The 21,754-nt window shown below is 39.6% G+C and carries 8 protein-coding genes; 1 reads left to right on the top strand and 7 read right to left on the bottom strand.

The window, feature by feature from the left end:
- The first annotated feature begins 133 nt into the window (after window positions 1–133).
- Complete coding sequence (locus CDG77_RS26675) at window positions 134–1,246, top strand: NAD(P)/FAD-dependent oxidoreductase (RefSeq protein WP_094332310.1); 1,113 nt, start codon at window positions 134–136, stop codon at window positions 1,244–1,246.
- 48 nt (window positions 1,247–1,294) lie between these two features.
- On the opposite strand, the gene CDG77_RS26670 is transcribed toward CDG77_RS26675, so the two are convergent.
- From CDG77_RS26670 to CDG77_RS26640, 7 genes are all read right to left on the bottom strand, one after another.
- Window positions 1,295–1,732, bottom strand: coding sequence for a hypothetical protein (locus CDG77_RS26670; RefSeq protein ID WP_094332309.1), 438 nt, complete (start codon window positions 1,730–1,732; stop codon window positions 1,295–1,297).
- Between the two features lie 18 nt (window positions 1,733–1,750).
- Window positions 1,751–3,424 carry a GUN4 domain-containing protein gene (locus CDG77_RS26665; protein ID WP_094332308.1) on the bottom strand — a complete coding sequence of 558 codons (1,674 nt, stop codon included), beginning with the start codon at window positions 3,422–3,424 and terminating at the stop codon, window positions 1,751–1,753.
- Between the two features lie 30 nt (window positions 3,425–3,454).
- Complete coding sequence (locus CDG77_RS26660) at window positions 3,455–5,488, bottom strand: ABC transporter ATP-binding protein/permease (protein ID WP_094332307.1); 2,034 nt, start codon at window positions 5,486–5,488, stop codon at window positions 3,455–3,457.
- 174 nt (window positions 5,489–5,662) lie between these two features.
- Window positions 5,663–9,868, bottom strand: a complete 4,206-nt coding sequence (locus CDG77_RS26655; RefSeq protein ID WP_094332306.1) for a non-ribosomal peptide synthetase — start codon at window positions 9,866–9,868, stop codon at window positions 5,663–5,665.
- Between the two features lie 167 nt (window positions 9,869–10,035).
- Complete coding sequence (locus CDG77_RS26650; protein ID WP_094332305.1) at window positions 10,036–10,626, bottom strand: Uma2 family endonuclease; 591 nt, start codon at window positions 10,624–10,626, stop codon at window positions 10,036–10,038.
- A gap of 53 nt (window positions 10,627–10,679) precedes the next feature.
- Window positions 10,680–18,380, bottom strand: a complete 7,701-nt coding sequence (locus CDG77_RS26645) for a non-ribosomal peptide synthetase (RefSeq protein ID WP_094332304.1) — start codon at window positions 18,378–18,380, stop codon at window positions 10,680–10,682.
- A 109-nt stretch (window positions 18,381–18,489) separates the two neighbouring features.
- Window positions 18,490–21,754 (bottom strand): non-ribosomal peptide synthetase (locus CDG77_RS26640; protein WP_223269991.1); only part of this gene is annotated, 3,265 nt, incomplete at its 5' end.

Here is a 21,754-nt window from a genome sequence, read left to right as displayed (position 1 = left end):
TGGAGGTGTTTTCGTCGTCGTCCGGCTATCCATCCCCGCCCTGTAGAGGGACGGGGAATTCCGCCGAATCAGTTAAATTTTTAACTCCTGAATTCTCACTCCTAACTTCTCACTTTCACTTCAAGCACAAGTAATGAATGTAGTAATTATCGGTTGTGGTGTAGTTGGGGCTGCGATCGCTTACGAACTGAGTTTAGTCAAAGGACTCAAAATCACAGTTTGCGATCGCCAACCACCAGCCCAAGCTTCCACAGGCGCTGCACTTGGCGTTTTGATGGGCGCAATCAGCCAAAAAATCAAGGGCAAAGCTTGGCAGATGCGACAAACTAGCATCCAACGCTATGAAACTTTGATTCCCGAATTAGAAGCTTTAACAGGTCGCAAAATCCCTTTTAACCGCCAGGGAATTCTCAGTCTGGGTTTGGAAGAGGAGAATTTAGCAGCATGGGAAAAACTTGTAGAAATTCGCCACTCTCAAGGCTGGCATTTAGAAATATGGGACACGGCTAAACTCCAGAATATCTGTCCTCAAGTTGATTGCGAAAAAATTATTGGCGCTGTCTATTCTCCCCAAGATCGTCAACTCGATCCCACTGCTCTGACATTAGCTTTAGTTGAGGCTGCCCAGCAAAACGGTGTAACTTTCAAATTTGGCGTAACTGTTTTGGATGCCCAAACCTCATCACCTGAATCTTCCCCCCAGTTTTGCATTCAACTTGAGACTACAGAAGGAAAAATAGGCGGAGATTGGTTTATAGTCGCAGCAGGGCTAGGTTCAACGCCACTGACGGCAAAATTAAATCAGATAATTGATATCCGCCCTGTACTTGGGCAAGCGTTGCAAATGCGTGTAGGGCATCCATTAGGCAATCCTGACTTTCAGCCAGCGATAACGGGTAACGATGTGCATATTGTTCCTGTGTGTGGTGGAGATTATTGGGTAGGTGCGACGGTGGAGTTTCCCAGCAATGGAAATGAGATACCGCCAAATCAAGAACTATTGGAATCTGTTAGAAAACAAGCGATCGCATTTTGCCCAGAGTTAGCTACAGCAACAATTCTCCGCACTTGGTCGGGGTTACGTCCCCGTCCTGAAGGTCGCCCAGCCCCAGTTATTGGTATGTTGCCAGGGTTTAGTAATATCCTCCTAGCTACCGGACACTATCGCAACGGCGTTTTACTAGCACCAGCCACAGCTTATGCAATTCGTGAGATGATTAGCGATCGGGCAGTAGCAAGTAGGTAAACCTAGCTGTCTGTAATTTGATTATTTTTAATTTTTAATTTTTAATTTTTAAGTGTTACCCCGCATTCCCGATGGGATATTTATTTTTGTACCAATAATTGATTGTTCTCCATCCTTTAGTAAAAATTTAGAACTATTAATTTTAGCGACTTCATACTTTTCGGCTGTAAATAAAGAACCCAAAGTAGCTACAATATCTGCAACAGAAATTTTAAAAGCTAGGGGTATTTCTAAATTTAAAAATGATTTGGGAATACTTTTAATATTTAGATGCAGTTTGCGATCGGTTACGTACCATACACCATTAAATTTATTCCCTGTTATCAGTTCTTTAGGTTTATATAGAATAAATGTTTGAACCCTAGTTTGTTCGTAAGTCATATCATCTTTAAAGATAATAGATATTTTTTCCCAAGCTGTATCAAAACGCCATTTTCCAAAAAGTAAAACTTCTATTTCTATATCAGAAAGATTAATATTATCCATGTTGATGTTTTAAATTTATTAAAGTATTGATGTTCGGTTACAAATTTTTGCCCGAGAAAAAAATAAATGCATCTGCCAAACTAACCAAGACCCCACCCGCCACGCTCCCATTGAAAGGTCTTCTGTAGATGACTTTGAAGATAAGTCAAAGGTATGTTGGTCATAGTGTAGCCATTTAGCTGGTAAATGTCCCATCGGTGTCATGGGGGACAATTTAAAAGTTAGTTGTTCGTAGTCTAACCAGTTTCCCTCTTTTCGCCAACCGAGGCGATCGCCAAGTCTCTTTTCTGTTTCATAGTCTACTTGACCACCCATTTCACTCCAGATACTTTCCTGAACACTGAAGCCGAAGTAACCATAACTGTATTGTTCCCAAAGTCGATCGATGGTGTGGAGGTCTTGACAAGAGAAATTATCAATATCTTCCTTATAAACTTCATTCCAATAAGTCTTATTCATGACTTGTAGAATTAATTTAGTAGTTTCAATGTCAGCTTGTTTCCACTTGTGCTGCGCGAGGAGATCCCGCAGTTGGGTATAATCGATATTTCTATTGCTTTGGAACGTAACATTGTTATCAGTCAGTTCCATCAATCCTATTTCTTGAACAGAAGATAGAGGCACTGTAGAGACAAAGTTTACTTCTGTTATGCCTAGTAGTTTTCTTTGATCGGTGAGTTCACTAGATATGTAATTAGATATTAAATCAATCCCCTTATCTAAAAAGACATTATTTTCACTCAAATCAAAATTATTGATTTGCCAATCTAATAATTGAGACTCAATAAAAGCATCTTTTAATCTGGTTTGTTTCTCATAACTTGTCACCATAAAATCAAGAAAAGTATCAGAAATTGTCTCGTTTGTTTCAAGGTTTAATAAATTGAACTTGGACTTCAAAATATTATCCCCTAAAATTTTAATATCTCCAACAGTTTTATAAAAATATTCGTCTACTTTAACAACTTCATCTATTAAAGATTGAAACGGACTAAAATAATCTTGCAGAGAATTTTCAAAATTGATGGCAGTATGAGCAATTTTAGCTATTTCCTGACGGATTTTATTAGCTTTTATTTGATATTCATAAATTTCTTGATAGACTTCTAAATCTCTAATTATTTGCTGAACAATTTCTTTTTGATTTTTGGTATCCTCTGTAAGATTTTTAATCCCTTTACTAAGCAATTTTATTTTCTCTAACATCATAAAATAAGCATTGCTTAATAATAAAACTGCTTTAAAGTTTTCTTGCTTTTCCCATCTTAACTCCTCAACTATTTTCAGATTTTCTTTATTTTTTATCTCTAGTTTGCTTCTTTCATCTTCTAAGTTTTTTATTTCCAGATATTTTTGTTTAAATAACTTTTTTAAGTCATCCGTAAGTTTTAGCAAAAAGTCATGATAACTATCTTTATAATTTTCTAGTAAATCAATAATATGAATGTAGTCCTTAATGAATAGTTGGATCTCCTCAAAAATTTCTCCCTGACTAATTTCTTCTTTCCGTTTAATTATCCCCCCAAACTGATGGTTATATCGAACGCCTTCTTTAATTAATCTTTGACGTTCTCTAATTTTTTTTTGAACTATTTTTACACCGTTATTTTTTAAAACGGGCAATTTATAAGTTTGTTCGTAAATGGAAATATTTTCGTAAGCAATTAGTTGTCTTTGCTGTTTAGTTAGCATGTTCCTAGTTTTCAAAAGTATAAATAGTTGTTAAGCTCTTATCCATTTCAACACATTGGGGTCTTTATCATAGCGGTAGGTAAAGCCATCCTTAGTAGTAATGGATTTTCCCAGACTAGCTTTGCTTCTAATAGTGTTAATAGAAGAGTCTGTTAATGTTTGCATTTCCTTGTGAGAAAGTCCAGCAATTGTGCTTATCTCAAGAGATATTTCTGGTTGATTTGGGGATTGATTATTGGGTAAAACATCTATTGTGACTTCAGCCTTTACGGGTGGGTTTTTGACAATTTGATTTACTTTTTTAAGCCGATAATCTTCCACAGTTACAAGTTGCCAACTAGAATCTTGTGATAATTCTAAAACCCATTGATGATAATTAAATAAACTTTCTCTATGTCCAACACTGATAAAAGTTGTTTTCGTTGATTGTAACTGTTGATATAAATTCCCTTCATTATTCAAATCTAAAGCACTTGTTGCTTCATCTAATATAGTAAAGCTAGGATGAGTGACTAATAATCGTGCAAATGCAAGACGCTGTTGTTCACCCAACGAAAGTATATTCTCCCAAGGAACTTCAGTATCAAAACCATCTACTCGACTCAGCAAGTTTTGTAAGTTAACTTGTTGCAAAATTGCTTCAAGTTCTCGATCGCTTATTTTACGATTTGTTTGAGGATAGAGTAACTGTTCGCGCAAAGTTCCCAAAATTATATAAGGACGTTGAGGCAAAAACAATACTTCATCTAAGGGAGGTCGCACCAGACGACCATTTCCAGCATTCCACAAACCAGCGATCGCTCTCAACAGAGAACTTTTACCTCTACCACTCGGCCCAACAATCAATAAACCTTCTCCAGGCTGAACAGAAAGTGATAAGTCTTCGACGATTAACTGCTCATAGTTTGGTGTTTGTAAGGTGACATGCTCGAAAGCAAGACGCTTTTCTTCTATAGTTTTAATCGTCTTTACATTCTCTGGTTCTTTGGTGACAGATGCTAACGCATTTGAAAACTCACCTAAACGCTCAACGTAACTAGAAAATCTTCCAGAAGTTCCAAATTCATTAATTACTTCTGCCATCGCATTAGCAAACAGATTGCAAGCTAAACTAGCTTGACCAACTTCTCCAAAATCAATTTCATCTCTAATATATAAAGGGCCGAGTACTATAAAGGGAAATATTTGGATAACAGCCTGATATCCTCTGCTAAAAATATCTTTATTTTTCTCCCAATTAATCTTGCGTTTAGCACTTTTTAGAAGATTACTAAATCGACGCTGAATTATATTCAATTCTTGTTTTTCTCCCTGAAAAAAAGCTATCGATTCAGCGTGATTCCGAACATGGGTTAGAGCATAAGCATAATCAGCTTTAAATTCAAGTTCCTCTTGATTAATCTTATTCAATTCTTGAGTCAAGTAAACAGCAATCACATTACCTATGATGGTATAAGCAACCAAAGCAACTGCCACAAATTGAGAAATTGACCAAAGAATTACTAAAAAAGTCATCATTTCCAGCGTTTTTTCTAGTAAAGTAGCTGAAAAATTGAGAGCGCTTCTAGTAATAGGTTCAATTTCTTGAGATAGACGTTGATCTGGGTTATCAATATCAGATTTAAAGTTGATTTTATAATAAGCTCGATTGCCAAAATATTTTTCTAAGGTGTGATTATTTAGCCATTCATACCAATCAAGAGCAATTTTTTTTCTGATAAATTTCGTAAATCCTACTAATAGCGTTACGCAGACAAGAGCAGCACCATAAAGCGATACTGTCTCAACAAATTTATCAAAATTTTTCTCTTCAATAATCACATCGACCAAATAGCGACTAATGAAGCTATTAAAGGCTGTTACACCTACAAGCGCAATTATTAATAATATTAGGAGGATGAGCATTCCCCATGCGCGAATTACATTTGAAAATACTCTTCCTTGTGCCTCTGTGGGATACCAGTAAGGCCCTGCGATCGCTTTAATATTTTCCCAAAATTGAGTAAAAGTTGAAAGAAAAGAATCTTTTTTTAAGGGTTGCTCGTGAGAAGTTGTAGATTGCATTTTATATTCCTGTTTGAGGCAATTAAAGGGGCGAGTTTTTGTTTAGTTGGGTAAGGGAATAAAAGACTTGCCTAGTTTTATTAATAAGTTTTATATGAAATATAATCAAGAGAAACGAACCGCAAAGGACGCAAAGGGCACAAAGAAAGAAAGAAGCTATGAAATAGTTAATCTCTACTGTGCGCTATCTGCGATCGCAAGCTGTAATTGTCTGGCTAAGATTTTTACATTGGGTTCATAAAGCATTCGACCGTGGTTTCCAGGTACTTCGATCGCCCTGACAGGCTTTTGAGTATAGGTTTGCCAGCCCCAATCGGGTAGATCGCAATCAGAAAAAGCTTGGAGTTCTTGCAAAATAATCTCCTGAACTTCTTGAGCGCGGAATAAAACAATGGGTGCAGAAATTGGATGATTAGGCTGATATTTAGCATAATTGAGCGTCAGCACTTTCATCACTTGCAGATTTGTTTTCAGTAAGGAGAGGGTTGAGTGTTCCGGTAGAACATTATGACGGTACAAATATTCTGCCGTCAATTCCCACCTAGAGATGTCATCGCTTTGAGCAGCTAAATCATCGTATTCCAGACCTAAAGAGACTCCCTTTAAGGCTTCAATTCGTTGAATCGTTTGCCAAATCCAATCAAGGTCTGTTCTATCAGTAATATACTCAGGGCGAGAAACCAGTCCGGCATCAAAGATAGCCAGTAAACTAACTGTTTCACCTTGCTGTTCGAGTTGGGAAGCCATTTCAAAAGCAACGGCACAACCAGAAGAGTATCCTGCCAGTATGTACGGACTTTTTGGTTGCTGTTGGCGTAATAGCTCAATCAGTTGACTAGCATGAAGCTCAACCGACTCAGGGAGCGCGTTAGAGCCGTTTCTTCCTGGAGTTTCCAGTCCATACACTGGCCGTTTCTTTCCGAAATTGATTGCTAAATCTCGAAAATAGAAGCCATGTCCGTTTGCACCAGGAAGACAAAATAGAGGGATTGCATCTCCTAGAGGTTGGAGAAAAAGTAAATCGGGATTTGATTGTTTAACCTCAGTATTATTGAGTTGTTGCCCGAGTTGAGCAATAGTAGGATTCTGAAATAAACTACTTAAGGAAAGTTGTTGCTCAAATACTTGTTGAATATTATTGAGCAGTTTTACCGCTAGTAAAGAATGTCCGCCTAAGTCAAAGAAGTTATCATGAATTCCAATTTCTTGACGTTCGAGAACAGCAGACCAGACCTGTGCTAGCTTTTGTTCAACTTCGTTACGTGGGGTTTCATATAAACCTTCAATCTCACCATTGGGAGCGGGTAAAGCTTTTCGGTCAATTTTGCCATTGGGAGTTAAAGGTAACTTATCTAAAACGATAATCTGAGCAGGTATCATGTAATCCGGCAGACGGGATTTAAGATCGTTTTTTAATTGGATAGATAAATCAGTGGTAATTCCTGTTAGATATGCAACTAAACTCTGATTACTATCAGTTTCATATAAAATAACAACTGCTTCTTTAACTGAAGCATGTTCCAATAAAATCGATTCAACTTCACCCAATTCAATGCGGAATCCCCGTAATTTAACCTGAGCATCAATGCGACCTAGATACTCAACATTTCCATCAGAATTCCATTTTGCCAAGTCGCCAGTTTGATAAATTCGCTCAGGTTTACCAAACAATTCAACTTCAATAAAATTTTCGGCAGTTAAATCGGCACGATTCAAATAGCCTCGTGCTAAACCCACTCCCGCGATGCACAATTCCCCTGGTATTCCCGGAGGTAATGGTTGATTATTCGCATCTAAAATGTAGATGCGAATATTAGATAATGGTTGTCCAATAGAAGGTTTTTTTCCATTTTGTTCGCAACTAGCAATAGTGGCAATAACCGTCGATTCCGTCGGCCCGTAGCAATTGAAAAAACATCTTTCTGTTCCCCATTGTGTCACCAATTCGGCTGGACAAGCCTCACCACCAACGATTATGGCTTGCAAATCAGGTAATATCGCTCGCGGTAATACAGATAAGGCAGAAGGAGGTAACGCAAAATGGGAAATTTTGCAATCAGCTAACAAGTCAACCAAAGCTTGACTAGGTAACAAAGTTTCTTTCTGGGCTAAATATAAACAACCACCTGCTCCCAATGCAGTCGCAATTTCACCAATAGATAAATCAAAACTAAAAGAACCAAACTGAAGCCAACGACTTTGGGGTTGAACTTGAAAAGTTTTCGCCCAAGCTAAAGCTAGATTGACAATTGCTTGATGCTCAATCATCACCCCTTTAGGTCGTCCCGTTGAACCAGAGGTATAAATTATATAAGCTAAATTATCAGGCAGAATTTGAACATTGGGATTATCTATTAACGCCGAACTAAAAGTATCTCCATCTAAACAAATAACCTGATGTTTTAATTCAGTTAGAGATAACTTATCTTTAAGAAAACTTTGGGTGAGCAAAACTGAGGTTCCACAATCTTGTAGCATAAACCCAATCCGCTCTTGTGGATAATTGGGGTCAATCGGCACATAAGCAGCACCTGCTTTCAGGATACCGAGTACGCCAATAATCATCTCGAATGACCGTTCAACGCAGATCCCAATTAAGGTGTCTGGCTGAATTTGGTAATTTTGAATTAGGTAATGAGCCAGTTGGTTAGCTTTTTGATTGAGTTGTTGATAAGTTAGGCTTTGGGATTCAAACACCAAAGCGAGATTATTAGGATTTTTCGCAACTTGAGCTTCAAATAGATCGACTAGAGTTTTATCGTGGGGATAATTAGTTTCTGTTCGATTCCAGCGTTGTAGTTGTACAAGTTCGGCGGCTGTCATCAAAGGTAGAGTTTTAATAAGTTGCTGAGGTTTATCAACAATTCCCTTAAGCAAAATTTCAAACTGTTCCGCCATCCGTTCGATGGTGCTTTTCTCAAAAAGATCGGTAGCGTATTCCCAAGAGCAATTTAACTGGTTATCAGATTCTATGACCAGAAGTGTGAGGTCAAACTTAGCAAACGGACAATTGAAATCGAGCCATTGAATCTCTAGTCCTGGCAAACTTAGGTCGGGACTTTGATTATTTTCCAGGGCTAACATAACCTGGAATAAAGGATTATGACTCATGCTGCGTTCTGGTTGTAACTTTTCTACCAGAAACTCAAAGGGAATATCTTGATGAGAGTATGCATCTAAACAAGTTTGGCGAGTTTGTTGAAGCAACTCAATAAAGCTTTGCTCAGGTTTGATTTGGTTACGCAGTACTAATGTATTGACAAAAAAGCCGATTAATGATTCTGTCTGGCTATGAGTGCGGTTGGCAATGGGAGAACCAATACATAAATCTTCTTGGCGACTGTAACGAGAAAGTAGAACATTCAAAGCCGCCAACAAAGTCATAAATAGGCTTGTGCCTTGTTCTTGACTCAAGGTTTTAACAGCAGCGCTTAATTCTGGCGTTAGGGAATAGAGATAACGTGCGCCTCGGTAGCTTTGCAATCCTGGACGGGGATAATCGGTAGGTAACTCCAGTAATGGGGGAGCATTCTGAAGTTGATGTTTCCAGTAGTTAATTTGAGTTTCTAATACTTCACCCTGTAGCCAGTTTCGTTGCCAGTTTGCGTAGTCGCTGTATTGAATGGGTAATGGTGCAAGGGTTGGTGTCTTATTTTGGGCAAAAGCCTTATAAGCTTGTCTGAACTCCCGAACAAACACTCCCATTGACCAGCCATCACTGACAATGTGGTGCATATTAATGAGTAATACATATTTTTGCTCTTGGAGTTGCAGCAGTTTTGCTTTAAATAAAGGGCCAGTATTTAAATCAAAGGGTTCTTGAATATGAGTATCGATAAAATTTTGAATAGTTGAGGATTGGGGATATTCATCAAGATTTCGGCCGTCTTGTATCGTTAAAGCTTCGATTTCGTCTAAATTTGCGTAGTTTACCGCCGCAGGCATCGCAACCTGGGGATTTCCTGCCACTGTGGGAAAATACATCCGTAGGCTGGCATGACGGTTAAGCAGATAAGCGAAAGTAGAATGTAGAGCATCAATATTGAGGTTGCCGTCCAGTTGTAAAACCATCGGCATATTGTAACTAGCTGACGGCCCTTGGAGTTGCGCTAAAAGCCAGAGGCGTTGTTGAGCAAATGAAAGAAGCTTTGGGGCATCATCTGGTAAAGTCGGGATTTCCTCGGCGATGACAGTTGTAGCTTTGGCAGAATTTAAAAATGCTAATATATCTGCTTTGTTGGTTTGAATTTCTTGCTTGAGTTCAGAAGTGAGGGTGTTTTTATTAGTCCGAATTCTGAGCTTATCATCTTCAGCCCAAATTCGGCATCCTATATTCTGCAAACGCAAGATTAAACCAATAACTTGCTCATTTTTAATCATAATTTTAGTCGGATACAATCAAAGGTGATTGTTGATATTAGGAATTAATTGTTAACAGAAAATAGTATTTTTTAACCTATTTTTGATGGTTTGTAGTAAGTACTTTAGTGCTTAAATTAAGAAGGACTAAAGTCCTCACTACGAACTTGCTAGAGGTTTTACATTTTTTAAATTAGTTCTGGCTTTTCTGTCACAGCCTCCAATTCTACATTGTCGTAAAGGTCGGTAAAAGTAGCGGTCAAGTTAATGCTTTGGAGTTCAAATGTTTGCTCATCAGGTGTATAGGTTTGTAGTACCCATAAGCCTTGTCCATTACGGCGAAAGGTTTCAACTCGTTGGTGTTTGCTGTTTACTAAAACATATTCCTCTAAGCTATCAAGGGTTTGATAGTCGTTGAATTTGTCACCTCTGTCAAAGCCTTCTGTAGACTCGGATAAAACTTCGATAATAAGTTTAGGAAAGCGTTTATAAGTCGGGGTTTCTCGGTCTTTAGGGTCGCAGGTTACGATGATATCAGGATAATAAAAGCGGTTTTCAACTTGGGCTTTAATATCGGCAAAGTAAACTCGACAGTCTGACCCTCGAAAGTGATTACGAATCAATAAAGCCAGGTTTAGGGCAATGGTGTTGTGGGTGTCAGTTTTTCCTGCCATTGCATAAACTTGACCATCAATATATTCGTGTTTGATATTGCTTTTTTCTTCTAGTTCTAGGTAGGATTCGGGAGTAAGAAAAATGGAATCAGATAGAGCAATCATGGGTTAATTTAAAGATAAATTTTACTTGAGAACGTGTTTTTAGCCGTGGTACTTTAAAATTCGATTTCCTCTTCGTCGGAATTGAGAGACTGCATACTTTCTTCAGTGGAATTAACCCAAATGCAGGTATCAATATAATTAGCCAATTCACTGAGGATAGGAAATTCAAATATCTTCCGCAAAGGCAATTCTACCTTGAATTTATCACGGATGCGGGCAATGAGTTGGGTTGCTAATAATGAATGTCCCCCTAAGTTGAAGAAGTTATCATGCCGTGCGATCGCTTCATATTTAAGCAGCTTCGCCCACAATTCGGCAAGCAATTTTTCTGTTGCTGTTAGAGGCAATTCAATGTCTGTTGCTGAAACTCCTGTATCTGGTGCAGGTAAAGCTTTGCGGTCTATTTTACCATTCGGTGTTAATGGCAATTTATCTAAAACAGTGAAATGACTAGGAATCATATAATCAGGGAGAGTTTTGCCCAGGAAATCCCGCCATTCAGCTAATAAGGCTGGATCGACTTGATTCGTGCGATATTGTAACGGTTGATTTGCGTAATATTGCCAAGGTTTCAGTTGCAAATTCTCCCGTTGAGCAAATCGTGGCAATGTCCCTTGTCCAGGAATATTCCGTTGAAAAACAACATCGTAATTATAAAATTCGATAGGGTTATATTGGATAAAAGGTGTATAGGGCAAATTTCCTACTAAAGTTCGGAATGCTTCGGGTTGTATACCCGGTTTAGCTTGGGCAATTGCCGCTTTTAAATCTGCAACATTACCATCTAATCGAGCAATTTCTTCTAATAGCGTCATTTCTGAGGTGAGACGAGTATTAGGAATATTCTTGATACCCAACAAATCAGGTTGCTGAGTAGTTAAAATTTTCTCGATTGTTTCCAAATTCAGTTCTTCACCTTGCCAATCTAACCATTGAGGTGATGCAACGGGAATATCTATTCGATCCAAATGTAAAATAACGTCATAACGAAAACGGCTCATTTCCGTCTGAGCATAACCCTGTTTCAATTGGATTTGTACATGACTAATTCGAGGAAATTTTTGTTTCAAAGCGATAAAGAAATCAGGATCAATCAATAATTCACCTTCGGTGCGGATGCTTTTTTGAATCTGTTGACGCAAATCTTTAATTGATAATTCATCGGGGGCGCGATGAAACTCGACTGCTGTGTGGAAAGCTTCTAGCAGATCGAGATTTCGCACATCCCCAAGAAAGATTGATCCGTAAGTGGTAACGGCTTTGATAGCGCCCTCCAATACTGACAAAAAGTAGTCTAAGGAGGGAAAATACTGGATCGCCGAATTTATGATTACCAAGTCATAAGCATTTGTTTCAATGCCATCAAACTGGTTAGCTGCACTGGTTTTTAAAGTAACTCTGTCGTTGAGAGATTGCTGTTTGAGATGTTGTTCAATATACTGCAATGCTTCAGGTGAAAAATCCGTACCCAGATAATGCTGACAATGGGGCGCAATTTTAAACAATAACATTCCTGTCCCACAACCAATTTCCAAAATCCGTTGCGGTTGCAGTTCCAGGATTTGGGCAACTGTTGTATCTCGCCATTCCTGCATCGCCGCTTGGGGAATCGGTTCTCCTGTGTAGCTATCATTCCAACCCGCTAGATTTAGAGTTGGGTCATCGCTTGGGGCTTGTTGCTGAGAGTAGCTATCATTGAAAACTTGCTGCCATAATTCGACTTGTTCACCTTGGCTTGTATGCTCATCTGTTCCTATAGGGACGATATAAGCTACGAGACGTTGATCGAGATCAGTTTCTTCACGTACAATGACAACTGCTTCTTGAATTTTTGGGTGTTTGAGTAAAGATGCTTCGATTTCACCTAATTCAATACGGAAACCACGAAGTTTGACCTGATAATCAATGCGACCTAAATATTGCAAATTGCCGTCAGGTAGCCAACGGGCTAAATCGCCAGTTTTATAAATCCGCTCAGTTTGGTTGAATAGGTTGAGATCAATAAATTTTTCAGCACTCAGATCGGGACGATTCAAATAACCCTGTGCTAAACCCACGCCTGCAATACAGAGTTCCCCAGGAATACCAGGCGGAAGGGGTTGGTTGTAGCTATCTAGAATATAGATGCGGGTGTTAGCGATCGCTTTCCCGATAGTTGGTTCATACTGGGCATTTTTGGCAACTTTGGTAAAAGTCGAGTAAGTTGTGTCTTCAGAAGGACCATACAGGTTATAAACCCCTGTCACTGATGTGGTTTGATATAAAGCCTGTACTAGATGATTTTTTAATGGTTCACCAGCTAAGTTGATAATTTGAACACTTGCCGGAATAGCATTCATATTGAGCAGTTCCGCAGCAGCACTCGGCACAGTATTAACCAACGTCATTGGCACAATACTGTTGTGTGCTTGCTCAATGTAGAGTGCATTTTCCACCACGATTGCGCTACCACCTTGAGTCAGTGGGACAAAAATTTCAAAAATGGACAAATCGAAACAAATTGAGGTTGATGCTAAGACACCTGCAAGCTGTTCTGCACTGTAGACTGAATGCGCCCATTTTACCAGAGCTACCGGGCTAGATTGGGCAATGGCAACACCTTTAGGTCGCCCTGTGGAACCAGAAGTATAAATTACATAAGCCAAATCATCAGAGCTACTTTGCTGATTGGGGTTATTTTTTGGCTGATTGTCCCATGCTTCTTTTTCCAGAAATACTACTTTACAGGGATTTTTTAGTTTTTCTAGAGGAAGTTGCTTTTGAATGAGGTTTGTTGTTAGTAATACAGAAGCATTACTATCTTCAAGCATTAAATGAATGCGATCGCGCGGATAACTCGGATCAATCGGCACATAAGCCCCACCAGCTTTGAGAATACCAAATATACCAATGACCATCTCTAGCGATCGCTCCACACAAATCGCTATCAATGGATTATCGGGTAATTGTTGCTCTTTTTTGAGTTCTAATAGAGAATACGCCAGTTGATTAGCTTTTTGATTCAGTTCTTGATAACTCAGGCTGCAATCTTCAAACACCACGGCAATATTATCGGGGGTTTGTATAACTTGTTGTTCAAACAGAGTTACGAGGGTCTGGTTTTGAGGATAATCAATGTTAGTTTGATTCCAAACTCGCAGTTGTTGAATTTCTGCTGTTGTCATTAAGGGCAGTTTGCTAATCGGCTGTTGAGGATTTTCGGTAATTGCACCGAGTAAGACTTCAAAGTGTCCCGCCATACGTTGAATGGTTTCTGCCTCAAATAAATCGGTGGCATATTCCCACATACAATGTAGTTGCTCGTCCCTTTCGCAAAGATCGAGTGTCAAATCAAACTTGGCATAAGGATAACTTTGATCCAACCATTTAATATCAAGCCCTGGTAGACTGACATTTGTTCCCGCCCCTTCGGTGTTTTGCAACACTATCATCACTTGGAATAAAGGGTTATGGCTGAGACTGCGTTCTGGTTGTAACTGTTCTACCAAATACTCAAAGGGAATATCTTGATGAGCGTAGGCATCTAAGCAAGTTTGGCGCGTTTGTTGGAGTAACTCGTTAAATGCTTGCTCTGGCTTGATTTTGCTCCGTAATACTAAGGTATTGACAAAAAAGCCAATTAGTGATTCTGTATAGCTATGGGTGCGGTTAGCGATCGCAGAACCAACACATAAATCTTCTTGACGACTGTAACGCGATAGCAAGATATTAAAAGCCGTTAACAAGGTCATAAACAAACTAACCCCGTGTTTTTGACTCAAGATTTTGAGTTTCTGAGTCAGTTCTTTGCTCAAACGATATTCTTCACGCCCACCTTGGTAACTTTGTTGCGCCGGACGGGGATAATCGGTAGGTAAATCCAGCAATTGGGGAACATCGTCTAGTTCTTGTTTCCAGTAATTTTCCTGACTTTCTAAAATCTCCCCTTGTAACCAACTGCGCTGCCAAGCAGCATAATCACTATATTGAATCGGTAATGCTGACAAATTCGGAGTTTCGCCCGCAGCAAAAGCCGAATAAGCCTGTTCCCACTCGCGTTTAAATACCCCCATTGACCAGCCATCACTGATAATGTGGTGCATATTCAGAAGCAAGACATTTTTCTGTTCGCTTAATTGCAGTAATGTTGCTTTGAAAAGAGGGCCAGCATTTAAGTCAAAGGGTTCTTGAGCGTGGTTATCTAATAACTGTTGTACGGTTTCTGCTTGAGTCTGAGGATCGAGTGACTGTAAATCTGCGATCGCCAGCACTTCAATATCTTCTAGATTTTGGACAACTACTTGCGCCTCTCCCTCCAAGGCTGGAAAATATGTACGGAGAATGGAATGGCGATCGAGGAGATAATCAAAACTTGCCCGCAACGCATCTATATTTAACTTGCCTTCAAGTTGCAAAGCCGTTGACATATTATAAGTAGTCGAGGTTCCAGTGCCTTCAAGTTGGGCTAAAAACCAAAGTCTCGATTGGGCAAAGGATAGAGTTTTAGGAGTATTTTCCGGTTGTGGTGCGATCGGGGGTAAAGCGATTCCTGAAGAGGCTTTGTCAATTTCTGTTGCCAATTCAGATAAAACACTCTGCTCAAATATCTTGCGTACAGGTATTTCCACCCCAAAACTGTCACGAATGCGGGTAACTAATTGAGTTGCTAACAGGGAATGTCCACCCAGTTCAAAGAAGTTGTCTCGACGACTAACTGACTTAATTTTCAAAAGACTTTGCCATAAAGTAGCCAGCAGTTCTTCTGTTGAGGTAACAAGCATTTCAAAGTCAGTGGAAGCGGCTGGATCTGGTGCTGGTAATGCTCTGCGGTCTAGCTTCCCATTAGGGGTAAGGGGCAGTTTATTCAATACCATAATCTGACTAGGAACCATATAATTTGGCAGGCGAGTTTTTAGATAGTCCTTGAGTTGACTCGCTAAATTGCTGGATTTTTCCGCCACCGTAATATATGTTATTAACCTGGGATTACTATCAGTTTCATATAAAATAACAACTGCTTCTTTAACTGAAGTATGTTCCAATAAAATCGATTCAACTTCACCCAATTCAATGCGGAATCCCCGTAATTTAACCTGAGCATCAATGCGACCTAGATACTCAACATTTCCATCAGAATTCCATTTTGCCAAGTCGCCAGTTTGATAAATTCGCTCAGGTTTACCAAACAATTCAACTTCAATAAAATTTTCGGCAGTTAAATCGGCACGATTCAAATAGCCTCGTGCTAAACCCACTCCCGCGATGCACAATTCCCCTGGTATTCCCGGAGGTAATGGTTGATTATTCGCATCTAAAATGTAGATGCGAATATTAGATAATGGTTGTCCAATAGAAGGTTTTTTTCCATTTTGTTCGCAACTAGCAATAGTGGCAATAACCGTCGATTCCGTCGGCCCGTAGCAATTGAAAAAACATCTTTCTGTTCCCCATTGTGTCACCAATTCGGCTGGACAAGCCTCACCACCAACGATTATGGCTTGCAAATCAGGTAATATCGCTCGCGGTAATACAGATAAGGCAGAAGGAGGTAACGCAAAATGGGAAATTTTACAATCAGCTAACAAGTCAACCAAAGCTTGACTAGGTAACAAAGTTTCTTTCTGGGCTAAATATAAACAACCACCTGCTCCCAATGCAGTCGCAATTTCACCAATAGATAAATCAAAACTAAAAGAACCAAACTGAAGCCAACGACTTTGGGGTTGAACTTGAAAAGTTTTCGCCCAAGCTAAAGCTAGATTGACAATTGCTTGATGCTCAATCATCACCCCTTTAGGTCGTCCCGTTGAACCAGAGGTATAAATTATATAAGCTAAATTATCAGGCAGAATTTGAACATTGGGATTATCTATTAACGCCGAACTAAAAGTATCTCCATCTAAACAAATAACCTGATGTTTTAATTCAGTTAGAGGTAATTTATCTTTAAGAAAACTTTGGGTGAGCAAAACTGAGGTTCCACAATCTTGTAGCATAAACCCAATCCGCTCTTGTGGATAATTGGGGTCAATCGGCACATAAGCAGCACCTGCTTTCAGGATACCGAGTACGCCAATAATCATCTCGAATGACCGTTCAACGCAGATACCAATTAAGGTGTCTGGCTGAATTTGGTAATTTTGAACTAGGTAATGAGCCAGTTGGTTAGCTTTTTGATTGAGTTGTTGATAAGTTAGGCTTTGGGATTCAAACACCAAAGCGAGATTATTAGGATTTTTCGCAACTTGAGCTTCAAACAGGTCAACCAGAGTTTGATTGAGAGGATAATCGGTTTGAGTTTGATTCCAGTTTTGTAGTTGCTGACGTTCAACTTCTGTGAGCAACGGTAGAGTGTTAATCGGTTGTTGGGGATTATCGACAATTCCTTGAATCAAGACTGCAAAATTTCCTACCATTCGTTGAATGGTTGTGGCTGCAAATAAATCGGTCGCATACTCCCATTCTGTTGTTAACCCTTGGTCAGTTTCCCGAACAATTAGCGACAAATCAAACAGCGTCGTCGTGTTTTCCCATTTAAAGGGATTCAGGGTTAATCCAGGGGTTTCTAGTGTCTGTTGCGTTTCATTTTGCAAGCCAAAAGCCACTTGAAATAGTGGATGATAGGAGAGCGATCGCTCTAAACCCAATTCATCAACTAGCTTCTCAAAGGGTAAATCCTGATGGTCGTAAGCATCTAGGGTTACTTGCTTCACCCGTTCGAGTAATTCTAAGAAGGTGGGATTCCCTTGCAAGTTGGTACGCAAAGGCAATGTATTGACCAAAAAGCCAATTAATGGTTCTATTTGACGAAGGTTGCGATTAGCGATCGCAGAACCAACAACAATATCTTCCCGTCCGCTGTAGCGCGAAAGTAACAGCGCAAATGCTGCCAGTAAGGTCATAAACAAAGTTGTTCCTGACTCCTGACTCAAACGCTTCAACTTCTGAGTTAAATTTTGATTGAGTGCGCCAAACTCGCTACGCCCCCGATAGGTTTGAGTTGACGGGCGCGGTCGGTCTGTGGGTAATTCTAACAGTGGCGGAACTGCGGCTAATTGTTTTTGCCAGTAATTGAGTTGCTTTTGGAGAACCTCTCCCTGTAGCCATTGTCTTTGCCAGTGAGCAAAATCGGCATATTGCAGCGATAATTCTGGTAAAGGAGAAGGTTTCCCAGCACAGAAGGCAGTATAAAGCGTGAATAATTCCCGGCGGAATATCTGCATTGACCAGCCATCACAAACAATATGATGGATAACGAGGAACAGCAGATGGGATTGGTCACTCAGTTGCAACAACTTTACTCGCAGCAAAGGTGGGTTTGATAAATCAAAAGGTTGTTGTAATTCTTCTATCGCTAACTGCTGCGCTTTCTTTAACTGGTCTGCTTCCGTCAATTGTCGCCAGTCTATCAGTTGCATCGTCAACTTGGGATTGGCATCAATCACCTGTATCGGCGACTCATTGACAACACAGAAGCTAGTACGCAAGACTTCATGACGTTGAATAATTGCTGTAATAGCTTGTTGTAAAGCTGCTATCTGAAGACACCCGCTAATTTGCAAGAAAAACGGGACATTGTAGACACAATTTTCGCCTTCTAGTTGGTCGAGAAACCACAGTCTTTGTTGAGCAAAAGAAACAGGAAGCGATTGTTGGCGCGAAATCGGAATTAGTTTGTTGTCGGATGTAGATTGCTGTTGCTTTTTCAGTTTTTGTAAGACTAACTCTCGCTTTTCTGGCGACAGGGTTTCAAGACGTTTTAGTATATCGCTCATATATATTGTTGAAAATTAGTTTTTTATTGAACCACAGAGACACAGAGAAAAATCTTTTACATCTTCGGCTTTTTCAAACTTAGTATTATCGAGTCATTAAATTTATCACTCAAAACAGTAATTGTTGTGTCAATTCTTGTTCTGATAACCGATCGACCTCCGCTAAAATATTTGCTAGTTCATCATTTTCTGCTTGTTCGATTTGTTGAGCAATCACTTTTTGAGAGAGTTCTGCAATAGTCGGATTTTCAAATAAGTAACGCAGAGGAAAATCTAGAGAGAAGGCTTCTCTTAATCGAGAAATAACTTGAGTAGCCAGTAAAGAATGTCCCCCTAACTCGAAGAAGTTATCGTGAATTCCAACCTCTTTTACTTTGAGAACTTCAACCCATATCTTAGCTAATTCTTGTTCGGTAGGTGTGTGAGGAGGAATAAAATCAACCTCTAGATTTCTTTGGGAATTATCTGCGGCGGGTAAAGCACGGCGATTGATTTTACCATTAGGCATTAAGGGTAACGCTTCTATAAATACGAAAGCGGCGGGAATCATGTAGTCAGGCAGCTTTTTCTTGAGGAAGTTTCGCAGGGTACTAGGCGTTGGTTGATTATCATTGGTAACGATATAAGCTACTAAATATTTGTTTCCAGGTTCATCTTCCCGCACAATAACAACAACTTGCTTGATGTCAGAATGTTGAATTAAAATCGCTTCAATTTCTGCTAATTCAATGCGGAAACCGCGAATTTTTACTTGTGTATCAATTCGACCGATAAAATCTAGATTTCCATCAGAAAGACGGCGGACTAAATCTCCGGTTTTGTAAAGGGTATCTCCCTTAATAAAAGGATTAGAAATAAATTTTTCGTTGGTTAATATTGGTTGATTTAAGTAACCTCTAGCAACACTCGCTCCACCCACATAGAGTTCGCCAGGAACACCAATTGGAACTCGATGTAAGTTTTCATCTAGTAAGTAAACTATCCTATCTCCAATGGGTTTACCAATGGAAATTGAATGGAAATTTTGAGCAAGTTGTTTGGGAATTGGATAGCAAGAAGTAAAAACTGTACATTCTGAAGGGCCGTAAGCATGAATAATTTTGGTTTCCGGTAATAGTTCTAAAGCGCGACGAACATGAGGTACAGAAACGGACTCTCCCCCAAATATCAGTTGTTTAATTTCTGACAATCCTTGTGGCATTGTATCAATCATGAGATTGAATAGGGCAGTAGTTAGAAGCAGGATGTTAACTCCCTGTTCTTGGATAATCTTGCTTAAGTTCTCAGGTGTGAGAATTTTTCCTGGGTAAAGCACACAACGCCCACCGTAAAGTAAGGGCGGCCAAAGTTCTAAGGTGAGTCCATCCCAAGAAATTGATGAATGTTGTAGCCAAATCTGGTTTGCATCAAAGTGAACGTAATCAACCCCAAACATAAAACCAACAATGCTCCGATGGGGAACTTCTGTACCTTTTGGTGTTCCTGTTGTACCAGAGGTGTAGCTTATCAAAGCTAAATTTTCTGGATTAACGTCACTGAGCAAATTGTCCTCTTTGTATTGGGAAATCATTTCCCAATCTGCATCCAGATTCACCACAATTTGATTATTGAGTGGAAGCAGATGTTGTAAATGAGTTTGCGTTATTAAGATGGGTGCTTGTAAATCTTCCACCATAAACGCTAATCTTTCAGAAGGATAAGCTGAATCTAATAGAACGTAAGCCCCACCCGCTTTGAGAATAGCGATTATTCCTACTACCATTTCCAGCGATCGCTCGACACAAATTCCCACCCGTACTTCTGGTTTAACTCCTAGCGAATCGCTACGCGACAGCAAAGCTGAACGCAAATAATGCGCTAATTGATTGGCACGGTTATTTAACTCCCGATAAGTTAAATATTCTTTTTCATATACAACGGCTACCGCATCAGGAGTTTTTTCTACCTGTTCTTCAAATAAAATATGAATACATTTATATTCAATATAATCTATATTTTGACTGCTTTCTTGGATAATTAATTCTTCTTCTTCGGCTGCACTGAGTAGAGATAATTCAGAAACATTTTGTTTGAGATTGGCTGCCATTCCCGCGAGCAATGTTTGGAAATGTCCAATCATCCGCCCAATTGTCTCTGGTTCAAAACGACTAGCATCATAGACAATCCTTCCAGACAATTGTGATTGAGGATTAACTACCACTGTTAACGGATAATTAGTGCGTTCAAAACAACGAAGATGACTAATTTCTAAAGTTTTTTTGGTGTCTTGTTCAGGAGAATCTAGTGGATAATTCTCAAAGACAAAAAGACTCTCGAATAAAGGCATTCCTGGGGGAACATCACTCAAACGCTGAATTTCTGCCAAGGAATAATAAGCATACTGTTCCTGTTCATAAGCTTGGCTTTGTAATTCCTTGAGCCAGGGTAATAATTCCACTTTTCCTGTAACTTGTACCCGCATAGGGAGAGTATTAATTAGTAGCCCCACCATCGAATCCACTCCCACAAGGGTTGGTGGACGACCGGATACAGTTGCACCAAATACTACATCACTTTCCCCACTGTAGCGAGAAAGTAGCAATGCCCACGCTCCTTGAACCAAATTATTCAGAGTTAAATGGTGCTGTCGCGCCGCATATTGCAATTTCTCAGTTACCGTTTGAGATAATTGAAAAGTTTGCTGATTGTATATTCCTTGTTCTTGTTCTTTATTCCCGATTAAAGATTTAGGAAGTTCCAAACCCTGGAGAGTTTGTTGCCAGAAGTTCTTTGCTTGCTCAATATCCTGTTGCTGTAACCAATTAATATATTCTCGATAGGGGCGAGAGGGGATCAGGCGCAAATGTTCGCCTCGCTGGTGTGCTTCATAGAAAGCTAAAACTTCTTTGAGGATAATCTGCATCGACCAGCCATCAAAGAGAATATGATGATGACTCCAAATAAATTGGTAAGTATATTCCTCTAGCTGGATGATGGTGAAGCGCATCAGAGGAGCTATATCTAGTTCAAATCCTTTTTGGCGATCGCATTTCAAAAAATCCTCTAGATGCTGTTGTTGTTCGTCGGCTGTGAAATTTTGCCAATTCAGTTCTTCCCACGGAAGATCCACTTGCTTACTCACCATTTGCAAGGGTTTTTCGATCTCTTCCCAATAAAAGGAACTGCGTAAAACTGGATGCCTTGCTACAACCTGCTGCCAAGCTTGCTCAAAGGCAGGAAAATTTAATTTTCCTTGGAGAATACAAAGCAACTGCTCAAAATAAATTTCCGATTCTGGCGCATAAAGCGTGTGAAACAGCATCCCCTGCTGCATGGGCGAAAGTTCATAAAGATCGTCAATGTTGTTCATGAGGATTGGGGACTGGGGATTGGGG

This window comes from Nostoc sp. 'Peltigera membranacea cyanobiont' 213 (assembly GCF_002245975.1).
Lineage (GTDB): Bacteria > Cyanobacteriota > Cyanobacteriia > Cyanobacteriales > Nostocaceae > Nostoc.
The sequence above is the reverse complement of the archived record's forward strand: the minus strand, read 5'-3'. Positions and strand labels throughout refer to the sequence as shown.

Coding starts and splice junctions, on each gene's coding strand:
- CDG77_RS26675 (WP_094332310.1), top strand. CDS start 134: ATGAATGTAGTAATTATCGGTTGTGGTGTAGTTGGGGCTGCGATCGCT.
- CDG77_RS26670 (WP_094332309.1), bottom strand. CDS start 1,732: ATGGATAATATTAATCTTTCTGATATAGAAATAGAAGTTTTACTTTTT.
- CDG77_RS26665 (WP_094332308.1), bottom strand. CDS start 3,424: ATGCTAACTAAACAGCAAAGACAACTAATTGCTTACGAAAATATTTCC.
- CDG77_RS26660 (WP_094332307.1), bottom strand. CDS start 5,488: ATGCAATCTACAACTTCTCACGAGCAACCCTTAAAAAAAGATTCTTTT.
- CDG77_RS26655 (WP_094332306.1), bottom strand. CDS start 9,868: ATGATTAAAAATGAGCAAGTTATTGGTTTAATCTTGCGTTTGCAGAAT.
- CDG77_RS26650 (WP_094332305.1), bottom strand. CDS start 10,626: ATGATTGCTCTATCTGATTCCATTTTTCTTACTCCCGAATCCTACCTA.
- CDG77_RS26645 (WP_094332304.1), bottom strand. CDS start 18,380: ATGAGCGATATACTAAAACGTCTTGAAACCCTGTCGCCAGAAAAGCGA.